The sequence below is a fragment of the Arthrobacter sp. ERGS1:01 genome (assembly GCF_001281315.1).
Taxonomy (GTDB): domain Bacteria; phylum Actinomycetota; class Actinomycetes; order Actinomycetales; family Micrococcaceae; genus Specibacter.
The window spans coordinates 2,070,877-2,087,945 of the sequence record NZ_CP012479.1; the positions used below are offsets into that span (position 1 = coordinate 2,070,877).

Consider the following 17,069-nt stretch of genomic DNA (forward strand, 5'->3'; position numbering starts at 1 on the left):
TAGGTCAGGATGTAATCATGGGTTCAGCGGTTCCGGTGGCCAATTTCCTGGCTAGACCGGCCTCACCGGGATTCCAGGGAAGATCGCGATGAGCGGGATAGATGACCTTCTGGCTGAGGCGAATGACCGCTGGTCACGGGCCATGAACAATGCCCGGGACGTTGAAGACCTCGGCATGGGTGAGGCGGTAAAAACGTACTACCTCCGGTATTTTCCGGCCGGCGCGCTTGTCTTGGTAGCGGCTGGCACTGTGCTCGGCACAATAGTATTCAGGGGAGACGGTTCCTCCTGGTCCTTAAATCTGGCCTTTGGGCTCCTCTTTGCCATGGCTGGCGCCCTCGTTGGCGGGCTCGTCTACATCGCCAAGAAAGTATCGCCTGCGGCACTCACCTATAGGAGCGACGTCCTGCTCCCGTTGGAGAATCTGGAGCGAAAACACGTCACCCGCCAGATTGCTGGGAAGGCCCCCATCGAGAGAGAACACCTATCGGTGGCCCGGGCGGGCGCCGTGCAGCAGCGTAAAAGTCTGGCCAGGCAACTTGTGCTCGCGCCTGCGTACGTGTTCCTCTTCACGGCCCAAGCAACCAACTGGGCCGGACAGGAAAAACCACTAGCTTGGATCATGTTGATGCTAGTGGCAGTTTGGCTGATATCGATTGTGCTTCTTGTCCGCGACTTTCGTCGGGCAGGCCGCTTCCTAGTATCGACATCTGAAGATTGATCCGCGCCCGAGGCATCGATTACTCGCTGTCCAAGCCCGCCGGCAAACAGCGTGCCGAACGGAACACTGGAAAAAGTCCCGAAGAGCATTCCGCGATTGAAGCAGAGACGCCCTGGCAAGATTCTGGGGGCAGGGAAATCCCGGGCGAGTCCCCTCCGAAACGGTTCTCCGTGCCCCTGGACTCGTTAAGGACAGACTATGTTGCCTATGATCTTCGATGCCCAGATTGGACTCAACGTGACACTAACTCCTGAAAATGAACCCCCGCCGCTTCCTTCTGAGCTGTTTCGCGTAGGACAGGCTGTTGCCCTGCTTGGGGATGACATCAATGTTGACCGCCGAGAAGGAGAGCCTCTTTTTTTCTACCGAGGGCATCCTGGGCGAATCACCGATCCCAACGGCATGCACATCCTCACAGAGTGGGTCGGGTTTGAAGAATCCCCGTGGAGCTTCGCCTTTGGCTTCACCGCGTTCCACGATGGAACGTGTCGAGGGCTGACGGCCATCACCGAGGAGGAATACGCGATCCGAGCCAAAGCAATCGCCGAAGGCAAACGCCCAACCACCGACTAGCAATCGCGGGTGGCAATCGTTGCAGATCAGCATCGGTTCATCACCCTCGATGATACGGAGCGGCCGGCCCCTGCACTCACCGACAAGCTGAACGAAAAGTAAGCCGCACCCCGGAAGGCTGTCTGCGACCGGGGTGCGGCTTGTTAAAAACCTAGACGGCAAAACTAGGAGCCGGCATGGTCGGGACTGCCTAAGTCCCCTTAGTTCGCAGATTCAGGGTCTTCAACCGTCCCGATGACCGTTGGAGAGCGGGACATGCTAGTGGGAGAGTTCGACTTCGGTGCACGTCCCCGGGGTCCGGATGGTGCGGCCGCACCATCCGGACGGGTGCTAGGCTCCGACCGTTCCCGAAGGCTGGATGCTGTTCGATGTACAGTATCGGTATCATCTACGAGGCGATCAGGTCCGTTGCGACGCTCAAGCTCGTTGGCGGGATCACCTCGGATTTGGCGGCCTTCCGAGACCTCCCGGACGACCTCGAACCGGGACTCGCTCTCGCAGACAAGGTAAATCCGCATCCCACAGGAGCCACATGACGTATCTGTCCGACCCACTGGATCTGCGCCATGGGCACCCTCTGCCCAATCGCCTGGTCCTCGCGCCCATGACCAATCAGCAGAGCAATCCGGACGGGACCCTCTCAGATGACGAGCTCGCCTGGCTGGTCGCCCGCGCCGAGGGAGGGTTCGGCCTTTTGCAGACCGCGGCCGCATATGTGCACCCGGCAGGCCAGGTCTGGCCCGGCCAGCTCAGTATCTCCTCCGACGAGCACCTCCCCGGGCTGGAACGCCTTGCCGCCGCCGTCTCCGCCGCCGGTGCGCGATCCTCCGTGCAACTCCACCACGGAGGCGTGCGTGCGGAAAAGGCGCTGTCCGGCCAGGAGGTCATGGGTCCGTGGGATGATGCGCAGACCGGGGTGCGAGGCATGACGACCGGTGAAGTGCAGCAAGCGGTCGAGGACTTCGCCGAGGCCGCAGCACGCGCCGAGAAAGCCGGCATCGACGGCATCGAAGTACACGGAGGCCACGGCTACCTGGTCGGCCAGTTCCTCGACGCCTCAAACAACCTCCGAGCGGACGGGTACGGGACTGATCCCACCGGGCGAGCCCGGTTCGTGAAAGAGGTTGTACATGCGGTCCGGGAACGCACTGGCCCGGGCTTTCACATCGGGCTCCGACTCTCCGTCGAACGCTACGGCTTGGTCTTGACGGACATGGTCCAACTCGTCGGCGAGCTTTTCGCCAGTGGGGACATTGACATCCTGGATCTGTCGTTGTGGGACGTTGCGAAGCCTCCCACCAATGCCCCGGAAGGCGGCAGAACGCTCCTCGAGCACTTCCTCGACCTGCCACGCCACGGAACAGCCCTCGGTGTCGCTGGGCACCTAACTAGCGCAGCGGCGGTAAAGCGGGTACTCGACCAGGGGGCTGACCTCGCCTACATCGGCAAGGCAGCCATCGCCGACCACGCCTTCTCCCTTCGGGCCATTGCCGACCCCGGCTATCGCGCACCGTCATTCCCCGTGACACGGGACCACCTCCGCTCAGAAAAACTCGCAGATCCGTTCGTGTCATACTTCGCAACCAACTGGCCTCAGCTAGTGCAAGACTGACGCCACTCAACTCCTCCACGAGCCAGACACTATCGACAGCTATCGATGGATCACAATGTCCCGTATGCCGTTCCGTATTCGGGATCACTACATTGTGCCGGCACGGATTGTCGGCGACGAATGTCGAGAATTTCTCCGGACTCGGTTGCGACAGGGCTGGCTACCTCACCGGCCGGTTGGGAATGTCGGCGTCCCAAGTCAGGTCCGCACCCTCCTGCAGTGGGAGTGCTTCGATGGTCGGGTCTTGCACGAGCGCTGATATGAGCTCAGGGCTGCCAGCGATCACCGTAGAGTCGAAGTCGATTTCTGTCACTAAGACCCACTGTCCGTCCGTAGGCCACAGAATGTTCGGTGACTGCGGCCATCCCGGGGAATGGTGCCAGGGCACATGGTTCACCCAGTCAGAATCTATGTAAAACTGTGGCGCAGCATTGAACAAGTAGTAGGCGCGCCCCGGCAGGTCAAGTGTTTCTCCGTTGACTACCTCCGCTTGCAGCAGGCCCGACCCCGGTCCGCTGCCTAGAGTCGCGGCAGCGACCTTATTTTCCAGGTGAACGCCGTCGCTGGAAACAGCAAGCTCGGCGTATCCGGCGGAACTTGTCAGGCCTCCCCACCCTTCCCAGACGGCGGACACGCCCTGATCGGGTGTGGACGTGTGCTTGCCGAGGTGGACGGCAGCCGCCGCCAGTGTTTCCGGTGCAAGGTTGCCGGTCCGGGGTGCCGAATAGCGCCAGCCCGCGGCATCCAAAATTTCTTGCCCATTCGATTCCGTGCCAAGGACGCGGTGAAATTGAGCCAGCGGGTGCATATGGGTGCCGAATGCCTGCGCCACTGCTGCCCAAGAAACCTTTTCACATTCAAGAGGGTAGACATCCGTTCGGGCATGACCGTGCCAGGTTCCGGTGTCTTTCGGACGGTCTCGCTCAACCGGATGGAAGATCCTCGCGTAGGCAAGGAAGCCTCGCGGAACGACCGTGTGCATGTCATGCCACTTGGTATCAAGGAGCGACCTGAGCCATTCACCAGGATCAGCATTGGTCAAGGATTCCATGACGCCAGCATAGTAGCCGGACGATCGATCCAGTGCAGGGCTATACCCGCACCGCTGTGCCGCACGGGGTTCCTGTTCCGGGGTGGAAGCAGAAGGCGACTCTGTGAGCGATAGCCACCTTTTGGCTCCAGCTGCGGAGTCCCTGTTTGTAGAATCAAACGATGGAGACACCGGAGCTACCCGTCCCAGTTGGGGCATGGTGTTTTCGTGCGCTCGGTCCCGGCACCCTCACGCCGTTGCAGGCCGACGCTGGCGGTGAAATGTCCACCCAGTTTCGCTACGATTCCAACGAGCTCGGCATTGTTGCCGTCAAAGTACGGGCGGATTCCATCGACAGGATCAACCGATGCCTTCAACTTCAGCGCATCGCGGCAGATGCCGGTTTCCCGTGTGCCCGGCCCGTCACAGACGCGGACCAGCTCGGGCCCGGCCTGGTAGTCAGCGCTGAGACATGGCGACCCGGCGGTACGATGCATGCCGGCGGCGGTCGTCCCTTCGCGGCTCGATCTGCCGAACTCTTAGCGAACTTGACGGGAATTCTTGAAACACAGTCTCCAACCGGACTTGGCCCACCCCCGCCGTGGATGCACTGGAATCCCCCAACAGGCCGCTTATGGCCGCCCAATCCAGCAATCGACGCAATGGACCAGGACCTGGTGCCTGATCGCGTGCACGCCACTGCCCGTGCCGTCTCCGAACGCCTAGCACGGGCAGAGTTGCCCCTGGTTGTCGGGCACGGTGACTGGGAGAGCCAAAACTTACGCTGGAACGACGATCACCCCTGGGCGGTCCATGATTGGGACAGCCTTGTCGCACTCCCGGAAGCGGCCATTGTCGGAGCAGCATCCGGCGCCTTTGCCAGCACCACCATCCCGACACTGGCACCCATCGAATGGTCGGAGGAATTCATCGGCTCCTTCCAGCTGGCGCGGGGCAGGTCGTTTACCGAGGAGGAGCGTGAAGTTGCCTGGGCTGCGAGCCTGTGGCCCGCACTGCACAACGCCCGCGGCGAAAGCCTCTTCCACTCCCCGCCGGTCACGCTGGACGCGCTCACCCGGCAGGGAAGGGAACGACTTCACCGCGCAGGCGTCCGGTAAAGGTTCCCGAAATGACATAACCAGCGGGCTCAGGTTGCCCCGGCTCGATCTCGGCCACCAGTTACGGCGTGCTTCCTTCGATGAGTGGCTGTGCCACCCGTGTGATTCCAACGCCTGGGAGTTGGCGGTTCTTCAGCAAGGCTTGAATGCTTGACAGCGTGGTCCGCTCCGCGGAAAACCTGGCGGAAGTCTTATATATGCACCTTTGCTCAGCCTCACGCTCATCCTCGTCGAAATCGACCTCCGCATTAAACAGGTCAGTGATGGTCCTGTGGTCGTGACCGATCGACGGTTGAAAATTGACCACATCTCCCGTGATGGGGCAATCAATGTAGTTTGTTGGCGGCGTACCGTCACTGATCTCCTTGATGTCAATACCAATGTAGAGCGTCATTCTGTTGCCGTACCGGTCTTTGGTGAGGCTGTAGACCCAGGAGATTTCCTCAAATTCCAGCATCCAGGTTATGGATCCTACTTTTTTTGAAACCGGCCAGTTTCATCTCTTCGCGGAAGATTCGACGCATGTCGTTGATGGTCATCGGGTCCGAGTGTCCAGGTCCCCGTCCTGGATGCGCATGCTGCTGTCCCGCGTTCATGGTGCCTGCTTTCAAAGACGGTTAAGTTGTCGACATTAGCGCCCAGGCCGACGGATCAGATGCGGGCATGTCCGCCTCATGGCCACGACACTTCAGGAGTCGGCTTCCCAGCCAGCAGGACGAGCCTGACTCGAGAACCGGATACTGAGTTCACCCTATAGCCTGACGCAACGCGTGAGCAGGCCGGCGGACCCCTTAAAGGACCCCGTGCTCGGCCGCGCATCTCTAGCGTCTCGGAGCATCAGGAGTCCTGCAGGCCGCCGATAAATCGTTGGGTCAATCGTGGACAATCGCTGCATCGAACCAAATGTCCTCGTGGCCAGGGGCAAGCAGAAACCGTGACCCTGGAGGCAGAGCCAGATAGTCAATCACTTGCGGGCACCAATTCGCCAAGTGGGAGACATGCAACGGAACAAAGAAATCACTGTCCTCCGACAGTTCCTCCCCTGCCCAAATGTACCAACCCGTCGTATCCCCCACCGGAATATGCCGCAGGCCATTGATCGGCACTACGCCGTCTTGAACATTCCGGGAAATCCCGACTTTCATAGCCGAAGGACTAGCCAGAGGCTCAGCACCGACACGTACACAAACATCGAGCTGCTGGTTGGACACACCGTTCATCTGATCCCCACGTTTCGATACAAATTCTCGATTGCATACCCAAGCTTGCCACGGTGGTCTCGACAAGAGACAGACCTTGTCCGATTCCGGACAGGAAGCACCTCCAGCCTGACAATCGACTACCTAGACCGTCATGCGTGGCCGGCAGTGGACAATGCCAAATTTGACTGGATTGGCACCGCAGCGTGGGATCGTCCCGCAGAGGGTTCCGGCTACGGACTGCCCCGTTCTAGACGGCCGCCTCTGTCCAACGAAGTAAGGTACCAATCGCGGCAGCACCAACCAACCCGCCTCAGCCATTGTGGTAATGCCATGACGCAACCTGCCACTGCACCTGAGTCCCGTCCCATTTGGCACAGACCGTGGGGGCGGCAGTCGTCGCCGGCGCGTCCTTACGGCTTACTTGGTGATCTCATACGTCAGCACATACCAACTCACGGGTCTACTTTTTGCGTCGATTGAACATAAACAATACGATAAGAGCGCATAAAACACCGACAATTCCGCCCAATATTATTGCTGTAGACAATTTGAGTCTCCTGAGAGGTGTTTAACTAGTCAGCTGCATAAATGTATTTGCTACGGCCTCGGAATCCGCTCCTCCGACAAGACAACATGACAGTCCAATGACGGCGACCCATCGTCCTTTGCGCATGATTGCCTCACACCCATTTAGGCTTTGTGCGGTGTCAAGAAATTGACCTAAAGCGAACCCTACGCATGCTTATGGGCAGGTGTCTACGGCTTTCCAAAGAAAGTGCAATGATGCAAACTGGGCCACCAAGAGTGCAGGCCCTTCGGGGCAAGTTCAGGTGGTGTCCCGCAGCAGGTTCGTACTGCGGGACGAGCGGATCTAGGCTACCTTGGGGCTCCCAGAGATCCGTTACATCTAGCCCGACTTGGCCCCCAACTGTGGACAGTTCCTTGGGCTTTGAGGTCCAAAGGAAATCATCCAGGGAAGGCTCCCGCCGATACCCCAGCCTCTTCAGAAGGTACCCATGGGTCATGAAGCTAGGCTGATGCTTATGGACCCGAAGGAAGACGAGAACGGTACCAAGTACGACTGGCAATCCCGACCGTCTGATTCGTTGGAGGGCATGCCTCCAAAACGAAGGCGACTGGTTGTTTGGGGACTGTGGTGGTTCTTTGTCTTGGGTTTGCTGCAGGGCGCCGCACTGGATGCTTTGGACGTTCCACAACCTTGGCGCCTCCTCGTGACAGTCGCAGGATTGGCTGCTGTGTTCGGTCCATTGATCCGAGGGGCAGTGATTGAAGCCCGCGGACTCCGTGCCGAAGGCATCGCCCTACCGTCCTATCCGGTCACCCCGAAGTCCTTGATTTCCATCGCCATCATCACCTCTGTTCTTTGGGCCGTTTTCGCCTTCCTCATCGCTGAAGGCAGACCCACGTTCCCTCTCCTGCCAATCATTGGCACGATTTGGGTGACCTACAACTTGCTCCGACTTCGATCACGACAGCGTAAGGGGACTGCCCGGGAGCCATAGACTCCCAAGCAAGGCCGAGGCCGTCCCGCTATCGGTCCCCCTAGGGATGCGCTGCTGCGGCTGATTCATGTCCAAATTCCAATGGTTCCGCGCCCCGAACCCCGGCCCCGCCTGACGAGACGATTCAGCAACTACGGTTCACCACGATGACTTCGGTCATTGCTGAAAAAGAACATGGCCAGACCTACTATGCCGATGAACGACACTATGAGAACAAGCCAGTTCGATTTTGCTGCGGCGAGGTAGATCCCAAATATCAACAAGACAATGAGCGGTATCCCCCAGAGCACGCTGAGGAACCTGCCTCTTTCACGATAAGTCCAGATCTGTCCCTTTTTCGGAAACATCATCACTACAATCTAGAACACATCGGCTAGCCGGCCAAGGTTCCCAGAAGGAACTGCTAACGGCCAGCCGGCTCGGGTAGCAGTTGCCCGTTCTTGGAGATCGACAACGTGGACGGGCCAAGCTCAGACTGTAGTAGCTTGCGCACCCGCCGATACTGGTCTGTATTTCCTTCGAGGTTGGCTAGAGGAATCGGCTCCATTGCCGGCGTGTGCGTTAGTAGCTCCCTTGCCGTCCTTGGTCTGGGGTGGTCTACCGTCGGGTGGGACCGACGGCAGACCCCAGCCCATACCCTCATCTCTTGCTCACACCATGGCCGTGCTACGGGAAGCGGCCTTCGCCGCGCTGGCCGACGTGAACCCAAACCCGGCCTCCTTAGGCAACAAGACCAGGCACTGACTCAATCGCCACGGCCACCGACGACTGAACAGGGCACTGTGCTCAATCTCTCGATCCCGAATTATGTTTGACGAGCGCATCAAGAAATACGTCGGGCGACGCACCTCCGAATGCACGAGTAGCAAGTTTATCCACCGTTACCTCTGGAGATTCATCGCCCGACAATTGTTCAGGAAGCATCAAACCCCTCTAGCATAAACCATAGAAGATTCGCCTAGCACCGCTTATATCAAGGACCTATTGTTCCACGAGGTTGTAACAAAAATCTAATATGGACTGCAAGGCAACCGAGTCTTGAAGAAAATGCTAGTAGCAGCCACCGGGCCTCGAAGGTACTTGAAGGGTAGCTGGCGTAGTCCCAAAATTAGGTGAATCCCAGCATAGGTTCGGCGCAGCGACCCAATTCTTGGTTTCGTTCAACGTCATTCTGGCCAATGGCTGACTCGTCGGAAGGGATGTCAATCCCATGCAGTCTGTAAGTGCCATCCAAAAGAAGGCGAAACATGCCGAATCAGAAACCTGCTGAACCAAACCGCCTACTTTGCTTGAAGGCATATCTCCGTTGGGAGCATCAATAATAAGCGTAATTGAATAGATGCTATTATTTCCCTGCGGAATGCCTCTCGGATATCGAATGCCAATTGCCATCGAATTCCGATTGCACGGATCGGAAAGATCATTATAGTCCGCATACGGCTGTACAGCGTTCAATCGCTGTGCAGGATTGCTGATCGCAATCCAATTCCAGCCATAATTTTTTGCAATGAAGTGGTCTTTGTAGTTTCCGTTGCATGCTGGCCGAGCATCGGACGTAGCTGTGTTGTACAGGTTTACCTCAAATTCAAGACCGGCACCATCTTGGACATTCGCTGGAGACGCCCCGGCACTCCATGAGGCCCGCTGTATCAGCCATGTACGTGCGCCGAATCTTTGAACTTGGACTTCAACGTTGTTTGGTCGCCATTCCGCTGAGGCCGCAGCCATAGGGGCAACACCTGAAACCTTGGCCTGCGGCACCATGATTTCCGATTGTGTTGCGTCGGGGCTGTATTTGGCAACCGCCGCCGCACTCATCGCATTGAGAGGCGCCACGGGCTTTCCGGTCGCAAGGGTGCGCGACGTTAACGTGGGACGTTTTGTTGTCGCATCGAGGGGCGACATGACGGAGATGCCAATAAAAGACGGCACTGTCCCGTAATTTTCCTTGAATTTGGCAAGAAAGTCGGTCGGCGTCTGACCGCCACCTGTTCCATATTCGCCAACCTGAGTTTGAGTCTCGAATTTGTAGCTGACAATATTCTTCATTTTAGTACCTATGGCCACAGACACAGCATCGGCAAGTGAAACACGGTGATCAAATGGGAAGTACACAGCAGTGGATGTTGCTTGGATGGTTGATGGCGGTATGGGCGTTTCCGCATTGGCCGAACTGGCTAAACTGCCTAAACTGCCTAAAACCAGCGATGTTGCCGCGAAACATGCTAAAAGAATTCTATGTTTCATTTTCCCCCATTATTAATGATTGCTTTAATTCTTTAGTCTTTTGAAAGTAATTATGATCCCAAGAAGTGCAAGCAGAATGCCGATACACAAAAAGAATGTGTAAGCCCATCCCGGATCATATGTCTTATACGTTCCGAGATCTGAATAAAAGTACTTGCACGCCGTACCTAACGGCAACCAGCTGAATTCACCAACCGGAAGGTGAGTATCGTCCGCACCGGGAAGTATTGGTCCGAAATCCGTCCAGCAGTAGGCGTCCAACCCTCGTCGTTGCTCGATAAACAGCATTAGAAACGTCAACGTCGTTGTGATGGCGCCAGCTAGGATCATAATGATTCCAGGCGTGAAGCTCTTCCTGTCTGACCATTCGTCAGCCTCCATGATCCCCCTCGGCCTAGCTTGTTGGCACCGATCTCTTTGAATCAGTTCTGCCGCGCTACTCGCCCCTTGCGACACAAGGGAAAGTTATGCGCTCAAAGCGCACAATTAGATAAACACATAACAATAACCACATTAGCACCATTCTCGGCACTCTCCGTTGCGTGTCGAATACAAGCTCGCCTAGTTATCCCCAAACTTTCATGGTGTGGGGTTTCTGGCTGGTCAGAGCTGACCGTCTGCCTGTCTATTCCTATCTGGGCATTTGGGTCTGACATTCTGTCCGCTGACCGTGTGGCCATTTTCGGCGACGGGTTCCGCGCCGGTCACGGTGGCGCTGGATTTGTTCCTGTGTGGGTGCGGATGGCTGAGGTTTGCACCTATGGCGGACTCGGCACCGTGATCCAATTCAGCCCTGTGCGCAGTGGCTCCACTTACGGTGCTGTGGAGACGAGATGGAGGGTTGCGTGGCGGGCGTGGGCGGCGATTTTCCGGCCGATCTTAACCGCCTGGGCCGGAGTTTCTTGGGTTCCCAGGGCCCGGCTTTCTTGCCGGTGACGGTAATCATTTAGGCCAGGAGGTGGTCTCAGCGGCGCCCATGACCACGTGGCACCAAAGCTCGCTGCCAGCGTAGAACTGCAAGGGCAGCTCGGCCAGGCCGATGTCCCTGAAGTTTCGGATCCGGTCCTCTCTGCGGACCCCAAGCCTGTGGCGGACTTCCCGAGCAGCCAGCTGGCCCTTTTCCTGGTTCGTCGTGATCGCCGTACTCATGGCCCAACAACGCCGGCGATCAACGGATTTGCCCCAAAACAGCAAACAACCCGACGCCGAAGCTTCCAACAATCACCCTACGTAGGTCGGCAAGTTCGCCTCAAACCCCCATGCCCGAAAAGAGGCGCTGCACGTCCAAGCCCGACCGCTTTCAATCTGACCAGCCAGATGTCAGGCCCGTCCCAGACGCGGAAACTTCAACTAGAGGCCTCGGCCTGTGACGTCTATTTGTAACGCTGCCAAGACTGCAGGAGAACTACTTGCCATACAATGCCGCAAGTCGGGCATGCGCTGCTGGAACTTGTGCTAACGCTATATATCTGACCTCACGCTCAAGTTGCAGCCGCTGAATCTCGAGAGCCGCACCTCCCGGGGCCTTGGACAGGATGGCACGTTCAACTAATTGCGTGAGCGGTGCTCCGATCGCCTTTCGGAAGTCGAATCCGAGCAGCTGAAGGACGTTAACCTTCTCAATCGACAGAAAGGGTTTGATGGATTCCATCATCTGGGCTGTTTTCTCCGAGTCGCCGTCCTGCGAGGAGCCAGCTAGCTTCTCGACGAGTGGAACCATGGTTTCAGTAATGTATTGCACGTCGCCTCTGGAGAGACGTTGAGCGACCAGTTCTGCTTGATATGCCTGAGCGATACGCGTGAGATCGTTCTTGTTTGCGATCAGGGGTTTAGCATGCCCAAGGTGGGATTCGAACCAGCTTACAGTCCTTGCAAAACCTGGGAATTAATGACTACCTGCGGACGCCCGGCCATATACACCACAATATCGACCAGTCCGGACAGGGAAGTGTTCCTGCCTTGAACTCTGTCATCGAAACTGCCCTCGGTTCGTTTTCCACGGTCCCACGAGTGGCCTAATAGGCCGAATTGTGCCGTCATGGAGTGTTAATATTGGTAGCACTTTCCGTCGAGATCTTGATATGCCATTGCCTCCACACGTCTCACAGCGAGGAATAGTACCGTCGCTAGAACCTCAGTCCTGGCCGGCCTGCTGTTGCCGCGGCTTTTGCGGCATTCGCAGCGAGCACCTTGCCGCCCCGCTTCAAGACCGAATCTGCTCCTCCTGTCTGGGCCGGTGGCATGATCAGGACGGGGCACTTCACGTTATAAACCAGCCGGTGGGCCAGCAGTGGCGACCGGGACATGACCCAGGTGCGGGGAGCGTCCACCACCAGGAGGCAGGCCTGGGCGGATTCGTCCACCAGGACTTTGCCGGGAGCTCCCCGCACCAGCTTGCACCTGACATCCGCCCCGGTCCCCAAGGTCTCGGCCACCCGAGCCTTGAGCTCATCCTCCGCTTGCGCGAATGCGGCAACGTTGTCAAGGGTCACCCCGGGCGGACGGCCGCCGGGCGCCGCGGGCGCCCTTGGTGTGCGCCAAGCCTGGACAGCCACGAGCCCGACGCCGCGCCATCTCGCTTCTGACGCTGCGCACCTCAGTGCTTCCGGGGAACCGCTGGTAGCACTGACTCCGACCACAACATTGTTCACTGTGCTGTCCTTTCTCACGGCTCTTTGCGTGCCGACCGCTCTAACTGGGCGTCAGCGGTTGGCAGTCTGTTCTTGTGTCCCGCCGGTCGGTCGCTGGACCTTTGACAAGGGATCCGCGATGGACTCCAACGATTGCCGCTCGGCGTTGATGCCAAAGAACAAGGCAATGAATCCGCCGACGATCATGACTCCCGCGCCAAGGTAGTAGCCCGCGGCCAGAGGTCCCCGCGAGGAGCCGTCCCCGATCAAAGCGCCATACAAGGCGGGGGCAAAGGCGCCAACAGCCTGGCCGATGGCAAAGAAGTAGGAGATCGCCTGGCCCCGCAGCTCCAGGGGGAAGATTTCACTCACAGTCAGGTAGGCCGAGGAGGCTCCAGCGGAGGCGAAGAAGAAGGAGACGCACCAGAATATTGTCTGGGTGAGCGCGGTCAGCGCCCCTGCCTGGAAAAGGGCGGCCGATACGGCCAGAACGATTCCCGACAGCGCGTAGGTGGCAAATATCATCTTCCGTCGACCGATAGTGTCGAAAAGGGGACCAAGAATAAGTGGTCCGGCCAGGTTACCGAGCGCAAACGGGAAGAAGTAAAACGTGATGCCGCTCAGTGAAATATGGTAAAAGTTCTGCAACACCAGTGCATAGGTGAAGAAGATGGCGTTGTAGAGGAATGACTGGGTGATCATCATACTCAGACCCAGAAAGGTCCTCCTGGGGTATTTTCGGACGAACGTATGGAACACCTGCCGGAAGGGGACGCTCTTGATGGGGATGACCTCCAGAGCCAGGTCGTCGTCGACCTCGTCAAGTTCGTGCCCGTCGGCCACAATGCCGGCCTCGATCATGTCGACAGTCTCTTCGGCTTCCTTCTCCCGCCCGTGCGTCATCAACCAGCGGGGGCTTTCCGGGATGTGGCGGCGAAGATAGATGATGATCAGGCCGAGGAACGGACCGATGAAGAACCCGATGCGCCATCCCCAACTGTTGGCGAACCCGGGGTCTGCCAGGAGGAAGAGGTTGGCTGTGGCGCCAATGGCGGCGCCAGCCCAGTAGGTTCCGTTAACTGCGATGTCGACCCGCCCACGGTAGTGCGACGGGATCAACTCGTCAATAGCGGAATTGATGGCCGTGTATTCCCCGCCAATGCCGAGGCCGGCGACAAAGCGGAAGATCCACAGGAACCACATGGCCGGGGCCAGACCGGCAATACCGCTGCCCACCAGATAGATCGCCAAGGTCAGGATGAACAGCCTTTTCCGCCCCAGCTTGTCCGCGAGCCGGCCAAAATACAGGGCTCCGACGACTTCGCCAACGAGGTAGATGGTGCCGGTAAGGCCAACCTGGGCTGTGGACATGTGCAATGCGTGCTGGTACCCGGCGGTGGCGACAATCTGAATTTCCAGGCCATCAAGAATCCATGAGACACCTAGGCCAATGATGACCGACCAATGGAATTTCGTCCATGGCAGCCGGTCCATGCGGGCAGGCACCAAGCTTCTCACCGGTTGCGATGCGGCATTGTGGGCAGTAGTGGTCACGGTTCACCCCGAAAGATAGGACATCTTCGTCGGCGGGGTAGCCTCCATGCTCGGCCCAAGTGCCGTCGCGCGGGTACCGCCTTGCTGACGTGAACACCAAGCATCTGCTCAGCTGGCGTGAACACTGTCAAATTTACTCCGGTGCAGGGGGACCCGCAATACATCAACGAGACACCGGATTCATCCTCGCGAAAGCGGTACGAACCTCTGCGCTGTTTGTCCCTGAAAGGCCCGTCATGACGACCAATTCGGCGACAAGGCACAATTCATCCACGGCGAAGTCCCAGTCGAAAGAGCTCCGCGTCACCCCCGCATGTCCAGATACCGGGCCTTGACCATAAGATAAAGACCGTAGCAGATGAGTCCCGCCCCCACGAACGACAGAACGTACACGCCATAGGGCTGCGCCCGCAGGGCCTTGAGCGCACCATCCACTCCCGTCGATTCCCGGGGCTTAGCCTGAAGCGAGGACATGACCAGCAATAGCCCAACCAGCAACAAGACGATTCCCTTTGCCACATAGCCAACCATGCCCAGGACGGTAACAAACTTCCGGACAGGTCCGGCAGGAGGCAGGGAAAGTTCCTTGCGGAAGGAGCGGATGAGCCCCCGGATAACAAAAACGACGCCGACGATCGCCACTATTCCGCCGAGCCCGATCACAATCTTTGGGCCCCACGGAAGTTTCATGAGTTCAGCGGTCCAGTCGCTGGTCGACTTGCTGCTGTTGCTCCCGTGACCCAAGGCAAACGCCACGAAGGTGCCGGCCACGAGGGCAAAAGCAATTCCTTGGGCCAGTGAAGAAAGGGCCCGCCCTGCGCCGCCCTTCCGCCTTTGGCGCCCCCTGCCCTTGAGCGGACCGTGGTCGAGGAGAGCGTTGGCCAAATGCCACAGGCACAGGACAGAACACGCGGCGCCGGCCACCCACAACATCACCTGCCCGCCAGTTTGGGCGGCGATCCCGCCCACGGCACCACTGAGGTCTGCCTGCGCGCCAGTCGCCCCCAACGCAATCCGAATGGCGAGATAGCCGATCAGGATGTGGAGGAGCCCGCTGACTGCGAAGCCGCTCCGCGCGGCCACCGTGAAGAGGGTGGACCGTTTGACGCGTTCGGCAGTCTCTGTGGCGTCCTCCAGGTCCCCTTTCATCGTTCAGCCTTGTCCGGTGCCACTACCGATGCAGCGCGTTTCGGCGGGTCCATCCAATGGCCCCTGTGGCAATGAACAGCACAATGCCAATAATCGCCAGCCAGAACAACCCCTTTAAAGTGAATCCCAAAACTGCCACAATCGCCCAGACGACAAGCAGCAGGACAATGAGTCCAACCATTTTTCCCACCTCCACTGCGTTCGCACCATCCTTGCCGGCGCGTTGACGCTAATGCTTCACTAAGATTCGCCTCGAGTGTCCTCATCCATTTGCCGGACCATAGCCCTGTAGCCGCCGTTTGTGTGCAATTGGACCCAACCGGCCAGGGAGCTGTGCAGCATTGAAGTAACACTTGAGGTCGCTATCGGGGGCTGCTTCCCGGGTTGCAAGAATTCCGGTGAAACACCAAGGAACGGATTCCCCGGCAATGGCCGGCAACTCTTCACCGCATCCGCGGCTAGCTTTTAACGCTATGCCCAAACGACGCCATGCGCAATGATTGCGGACATCGCTTGTCTCTCGGCGCCCGTTTAGTTTGGTCTTGTCCTCCCTGTCAGGGAGCAGGTCATCGACCGGCATGCTCAGCTTCCAGTGGGGTTCTGGACCCGGCGACGCAACGCAACCAGGATTCGCTGCACATCCAGTGCGACGGAGGCCCCCGGATTAAGCGTGAATGCCTGGTTGCGGTCTGCGGTCACAAGGGCGGCGGTGAGGTTCCGCAGGGCGTCATTGGCGTCGTCGAACGAGCCCTCTCCCAGCCTGCCATCCTCCCATTCTTGTAGCAGCCCGGCGACAGAGGTCAGGCAGTTGCCGACCGGCTCGACCAGTTCCGTTTTGAGGTGAACGTCAAGGGGTCCTGACCAGATGACACCGGCGAGTACCTCAGTGACATCGCGAACATAGACAGTGATGTTTTCCACTACCTTCATGTCACCGATGCTCTCCCTGACCCTCCGATGCCGCGAGCGGCGGTAGGCACGCGGATTCGCCTTGTGGCTTTCGCTGGCGCCGTGGACGGCACCACGGATCTCGCTCACGGATGATTCGAGGACCTGATGGCGGCTCGCCCAATCCTCATGTTCCGGCGGCCAGTGTTCTGAAAGCGCTTTGGCCATGTCTTCGAGTTGGTTGATGAGCACCTTGCGGCCTCGTGAAATGCGCAGCCGCGCTGCATCAAGGGTCAGCGGCGGAAAGATGATTACGTTGATGACCAATCCCACCATGACGCCCAGACCCATTTGTATTGCGTAGCCAGCCGAAAAGGCGTCTGCGTTTCGCCCGCCAAGAATTAAGACCAAAAGCGTCGCGACCGGCACATATTCCCGTCCGGCCCCCAAACGGGGCTGGCCCGCCAAGAGCACCCCCGCGCCCACGGCGAGGGAGATCGTGAGGATGTTGGGACTTCCCAGAATCAAGACTGCCGCGGCGAGTACGATGCCCAGCGACAAGCCAATCAGGGTCTGGAAACCCGCTCGTACCGAACCCATGAAGGTCGGGTACATGCTGACCAAAGCCCCCAGTGGGGCATAGTAGGGATACTTGTCGGCGGCACCAGGGACATGAGTGCCGAGAAACCATGCGACACCGACAGCCAATGCAGTCTTGGCGGCCAGAAGCATTCGCTGGCCGGTGACCGTCGACTTCACCCACACCTTGAGGCTCGCCAAGGCCTTGCCCTTGGGGATTATGGGCACCCGCCTGTACTCGGA

General features: G+C 58.4%; 17 protein-coding genes. 5 read left to right on the forward strand and 12 right to left on the reverse strand.

Going from position 1 to position 17,069, the window contains the following annotated elements; genetic code table 11:
• Positions 1–88: 88 nt before the first annotated feature.
• The 3 genes from AL755_RS13275 to AL755_RS13285 all read left to right on the forward strand — a co-directional run bounded on the left by AL755_RS13275 (position 89) and on the right by AL755_RS13285 (position 2,906).
• Positions 89–721 (forward strand): hypothetical protein, encoded by a 633-nt coding sequence (locus AL755_RS13275; protein ID WP_054011409.1) that lies wholly within the window; start codon positions 89–91, stop codon positions 719–721.
• 198 nt (positions 722–919) lie between these two features.
• Positions 920–1,294, forward strand: a complete 375-nt coding sequence (locus AL755_RS13280; RefSeq protein WP_054011410.1) for a hypothetical protein — start codon at positions 920–922, stop codon at positions 1,292–1,294.
• Between the two features lie 532 nt (positions 1,295–1,826).
• Positions 1,827–2,906, forward strand: a complete 1,080-nt coding sequence (locus tag AL755_RS13285) for an oxidoreductase (protein WP_054011411.1) — start codon at positions 1,827–1,829, stop codon at positions 2,904–2,906.
• Positions 2,907–3,066: 160 nt separating this feature from the next.
• On the opposite strand, the gene AL755_RS13290 is transcribed toward AL755_RS13285, so the two are convergent.
• Entirely contained in the window at positions 3,067–3,957 is an 891-nt protein-coding gene (locus tag AL755_RS13290) for a hypothetical protein (protein WP_082369287.1), read from the reverse strand.
• A 176-nt stretch (positions 3,958–4,133) separates the two neighbouring features.
• Positions 4,134–4,433, reverse strand: coding sequence for a hypothetical protein (locus tag AL755_RS24075; RefSeq protein WP_237762757.1), 300 nt, complete (start codon positions 4,431–4,433; stop codon positions 4,134–4,136).
• Here AL755_RS24075 and AL755_RS22460 point away from each other — a divergent pair.
• Positions 4,323–5,054 carry a phosphotransferase gene (locus AL755_RS22460; RefSeq protein ID WP_237762722.1) on the forward strand — a complete coding sequence of 244 codons (732 nt, stop codon included), beginning with the start codon at positions 4,323–4,325 and terminating at the stop codon, positions 5,052–5,054. The two genes, AL755_RS24075 and AL755_RS22460, sit on opposite strands and share 111 nt — an antisense overlap.
• Positions 5,055–5,115: 61 nt before the next feature.
• Here the strand turns inward: AL755_RS22460 and AL755_RS13300 are convergent, their stop codons facing one another.
• Positions 5,116–5,511, reverse strand: a complete 396-nt coding sequence (locus tag AL755_RS13300) for a hypothetical protein (protein ID WP_054011414.1) — start codon at positions 5,509–5,511, stop codon at positions 5,116–5,118.
• A gap of 415 nt (positions 5,512–5,926) precedes the next feature.
• Positions 5,927–6,274 (reverse strand): immunity protein Imm33 domain-containing protein, encoded by a 348-nt coding sequence (locus AL755_RS24635; protein WP_054011415.1) that lies wholly within the window; start codon positions 6,272–6,274, stop codon positions 5,927–5,929.
• A 1,025-nt stretch (positions 6,275–7,299) separates the two neighbouring features.
• On the opposite strand from AL755_RS24635, the gene AL755_RS13310 reads away from it, so the two are divergent.
• On the forward strand, positions 7,300–7,779 hold the full coding sequence (locus AL755_RS13310) for a hypothetical protein (RefSeq protein ID WP_150117114.1): 480 nt from the start codon (positions 7,300–7,302) through the stop codon (positions 7,777–7,779).
• A gap of 1,050 nt (positions 7,780–8,829) precedes the next feature.
• Here the strand turns inward: AL755_RS13310 and AL755_RS23250 are convergent.
• From AL755_RS23250 to AL755_RS13350, 8 genes are all read right to left on the reverse strand, one after another.
• Positions 8,830–10,026, reverse strand: a complete 1,197-nt coding sequence (locus AL755_RS23250) for a hypothetical protein (RefSeq protein ID WP_150117115.1) — start codon at positions 10,024–10,026, stop codon at positions 8,830–8,832.
• Positions 10,027–10,968: 942 nt separating this feature from the next.
• Positions 10,969–11,175 (reverse strand): hypothetical protein, encoded by a 207-nt coding sequence (locus tag AL755_RS13325; protein ID WP_054011419.1) that lies wholly within the window; start codon positions 11,173–11,175, stop codon positions 10,969–10,971.
• A gap of 256 nt (positions 11,176–11,431) precedes the next feature.
• Positions 11,432–11,767 carry a hypothetical protein gene (locus AL755_RS13330; protein ID WP_150117116.1) on the reverse strand — a complete coding sequence of 112 codons (336 nt, stop codon included), beginning with the start codon at positions 11,765–11,767 and terminating at the stop codon, positions 11,432–11,434.
• Positions 11,768–12,152: 385 nt separating this feature from the next.
• Positions 12,153–12,677 carry a universal stress protein gene (locus AL755_RS13335; RefSeq protein ID WP_160318903.1) on the reverse strand — a complete coding sequence of 175 codons (525 nt, stop codon included), beginning with the start codon at positions 12,675–12,677 and terminating at the stop codon, positions 12,153–12,155.
• 51 nt (positions 12,678–12,728) lie between these two features.
• Complete coding sequence (locus AL755_RS13340; RefSeq protein ID WP_054011422.1) at positions 12,729–14,150, reverse strand: MFS transporter; 1,422 nt, start codon at positions 14,148–14,150, stop codon at positions 12,729–12,731.
• 363 nt (positions 14,151–14,513) lie between these two features.
• Positions 14,514–15,359 (reverse strand): DUF1206 domain-containing protein, encoded by an 846-nt coding sequence (locus AL755_RS13345; protein WP_054011423.1) that lies wholly within the window; start codon positions 15,357–15,359, stop codon positions 14,514–14,516.
• Positions 15,360–15,381: 22 nt separating this feature from the next.
• Complete coding sequence (locus tag AL755_RS23615) at positions 15,382–15,540, reverse strand: hypothetical protein (protein WP_192841613.1); 159 nt, start codon at positions 15,538–15,540, stop codon at positions 15,382–15,384.
• A 401-nt stretch (positions 15,541–15,941) separates the two neighbouring features.
• Positions 15,942–17,027: an FUSC family protein gene (locus tag AL755_RS13350; RefSeq protein ID WP_150117117.1), complete on the reverse strand. Its 1,086-nt coding sequence runs from the start codon at positions 17,025–17,027 to the stop codon at positions 15,942–15,944.
• Positions 17,028–17,069 lie beyond the last annotated feature (42 nt).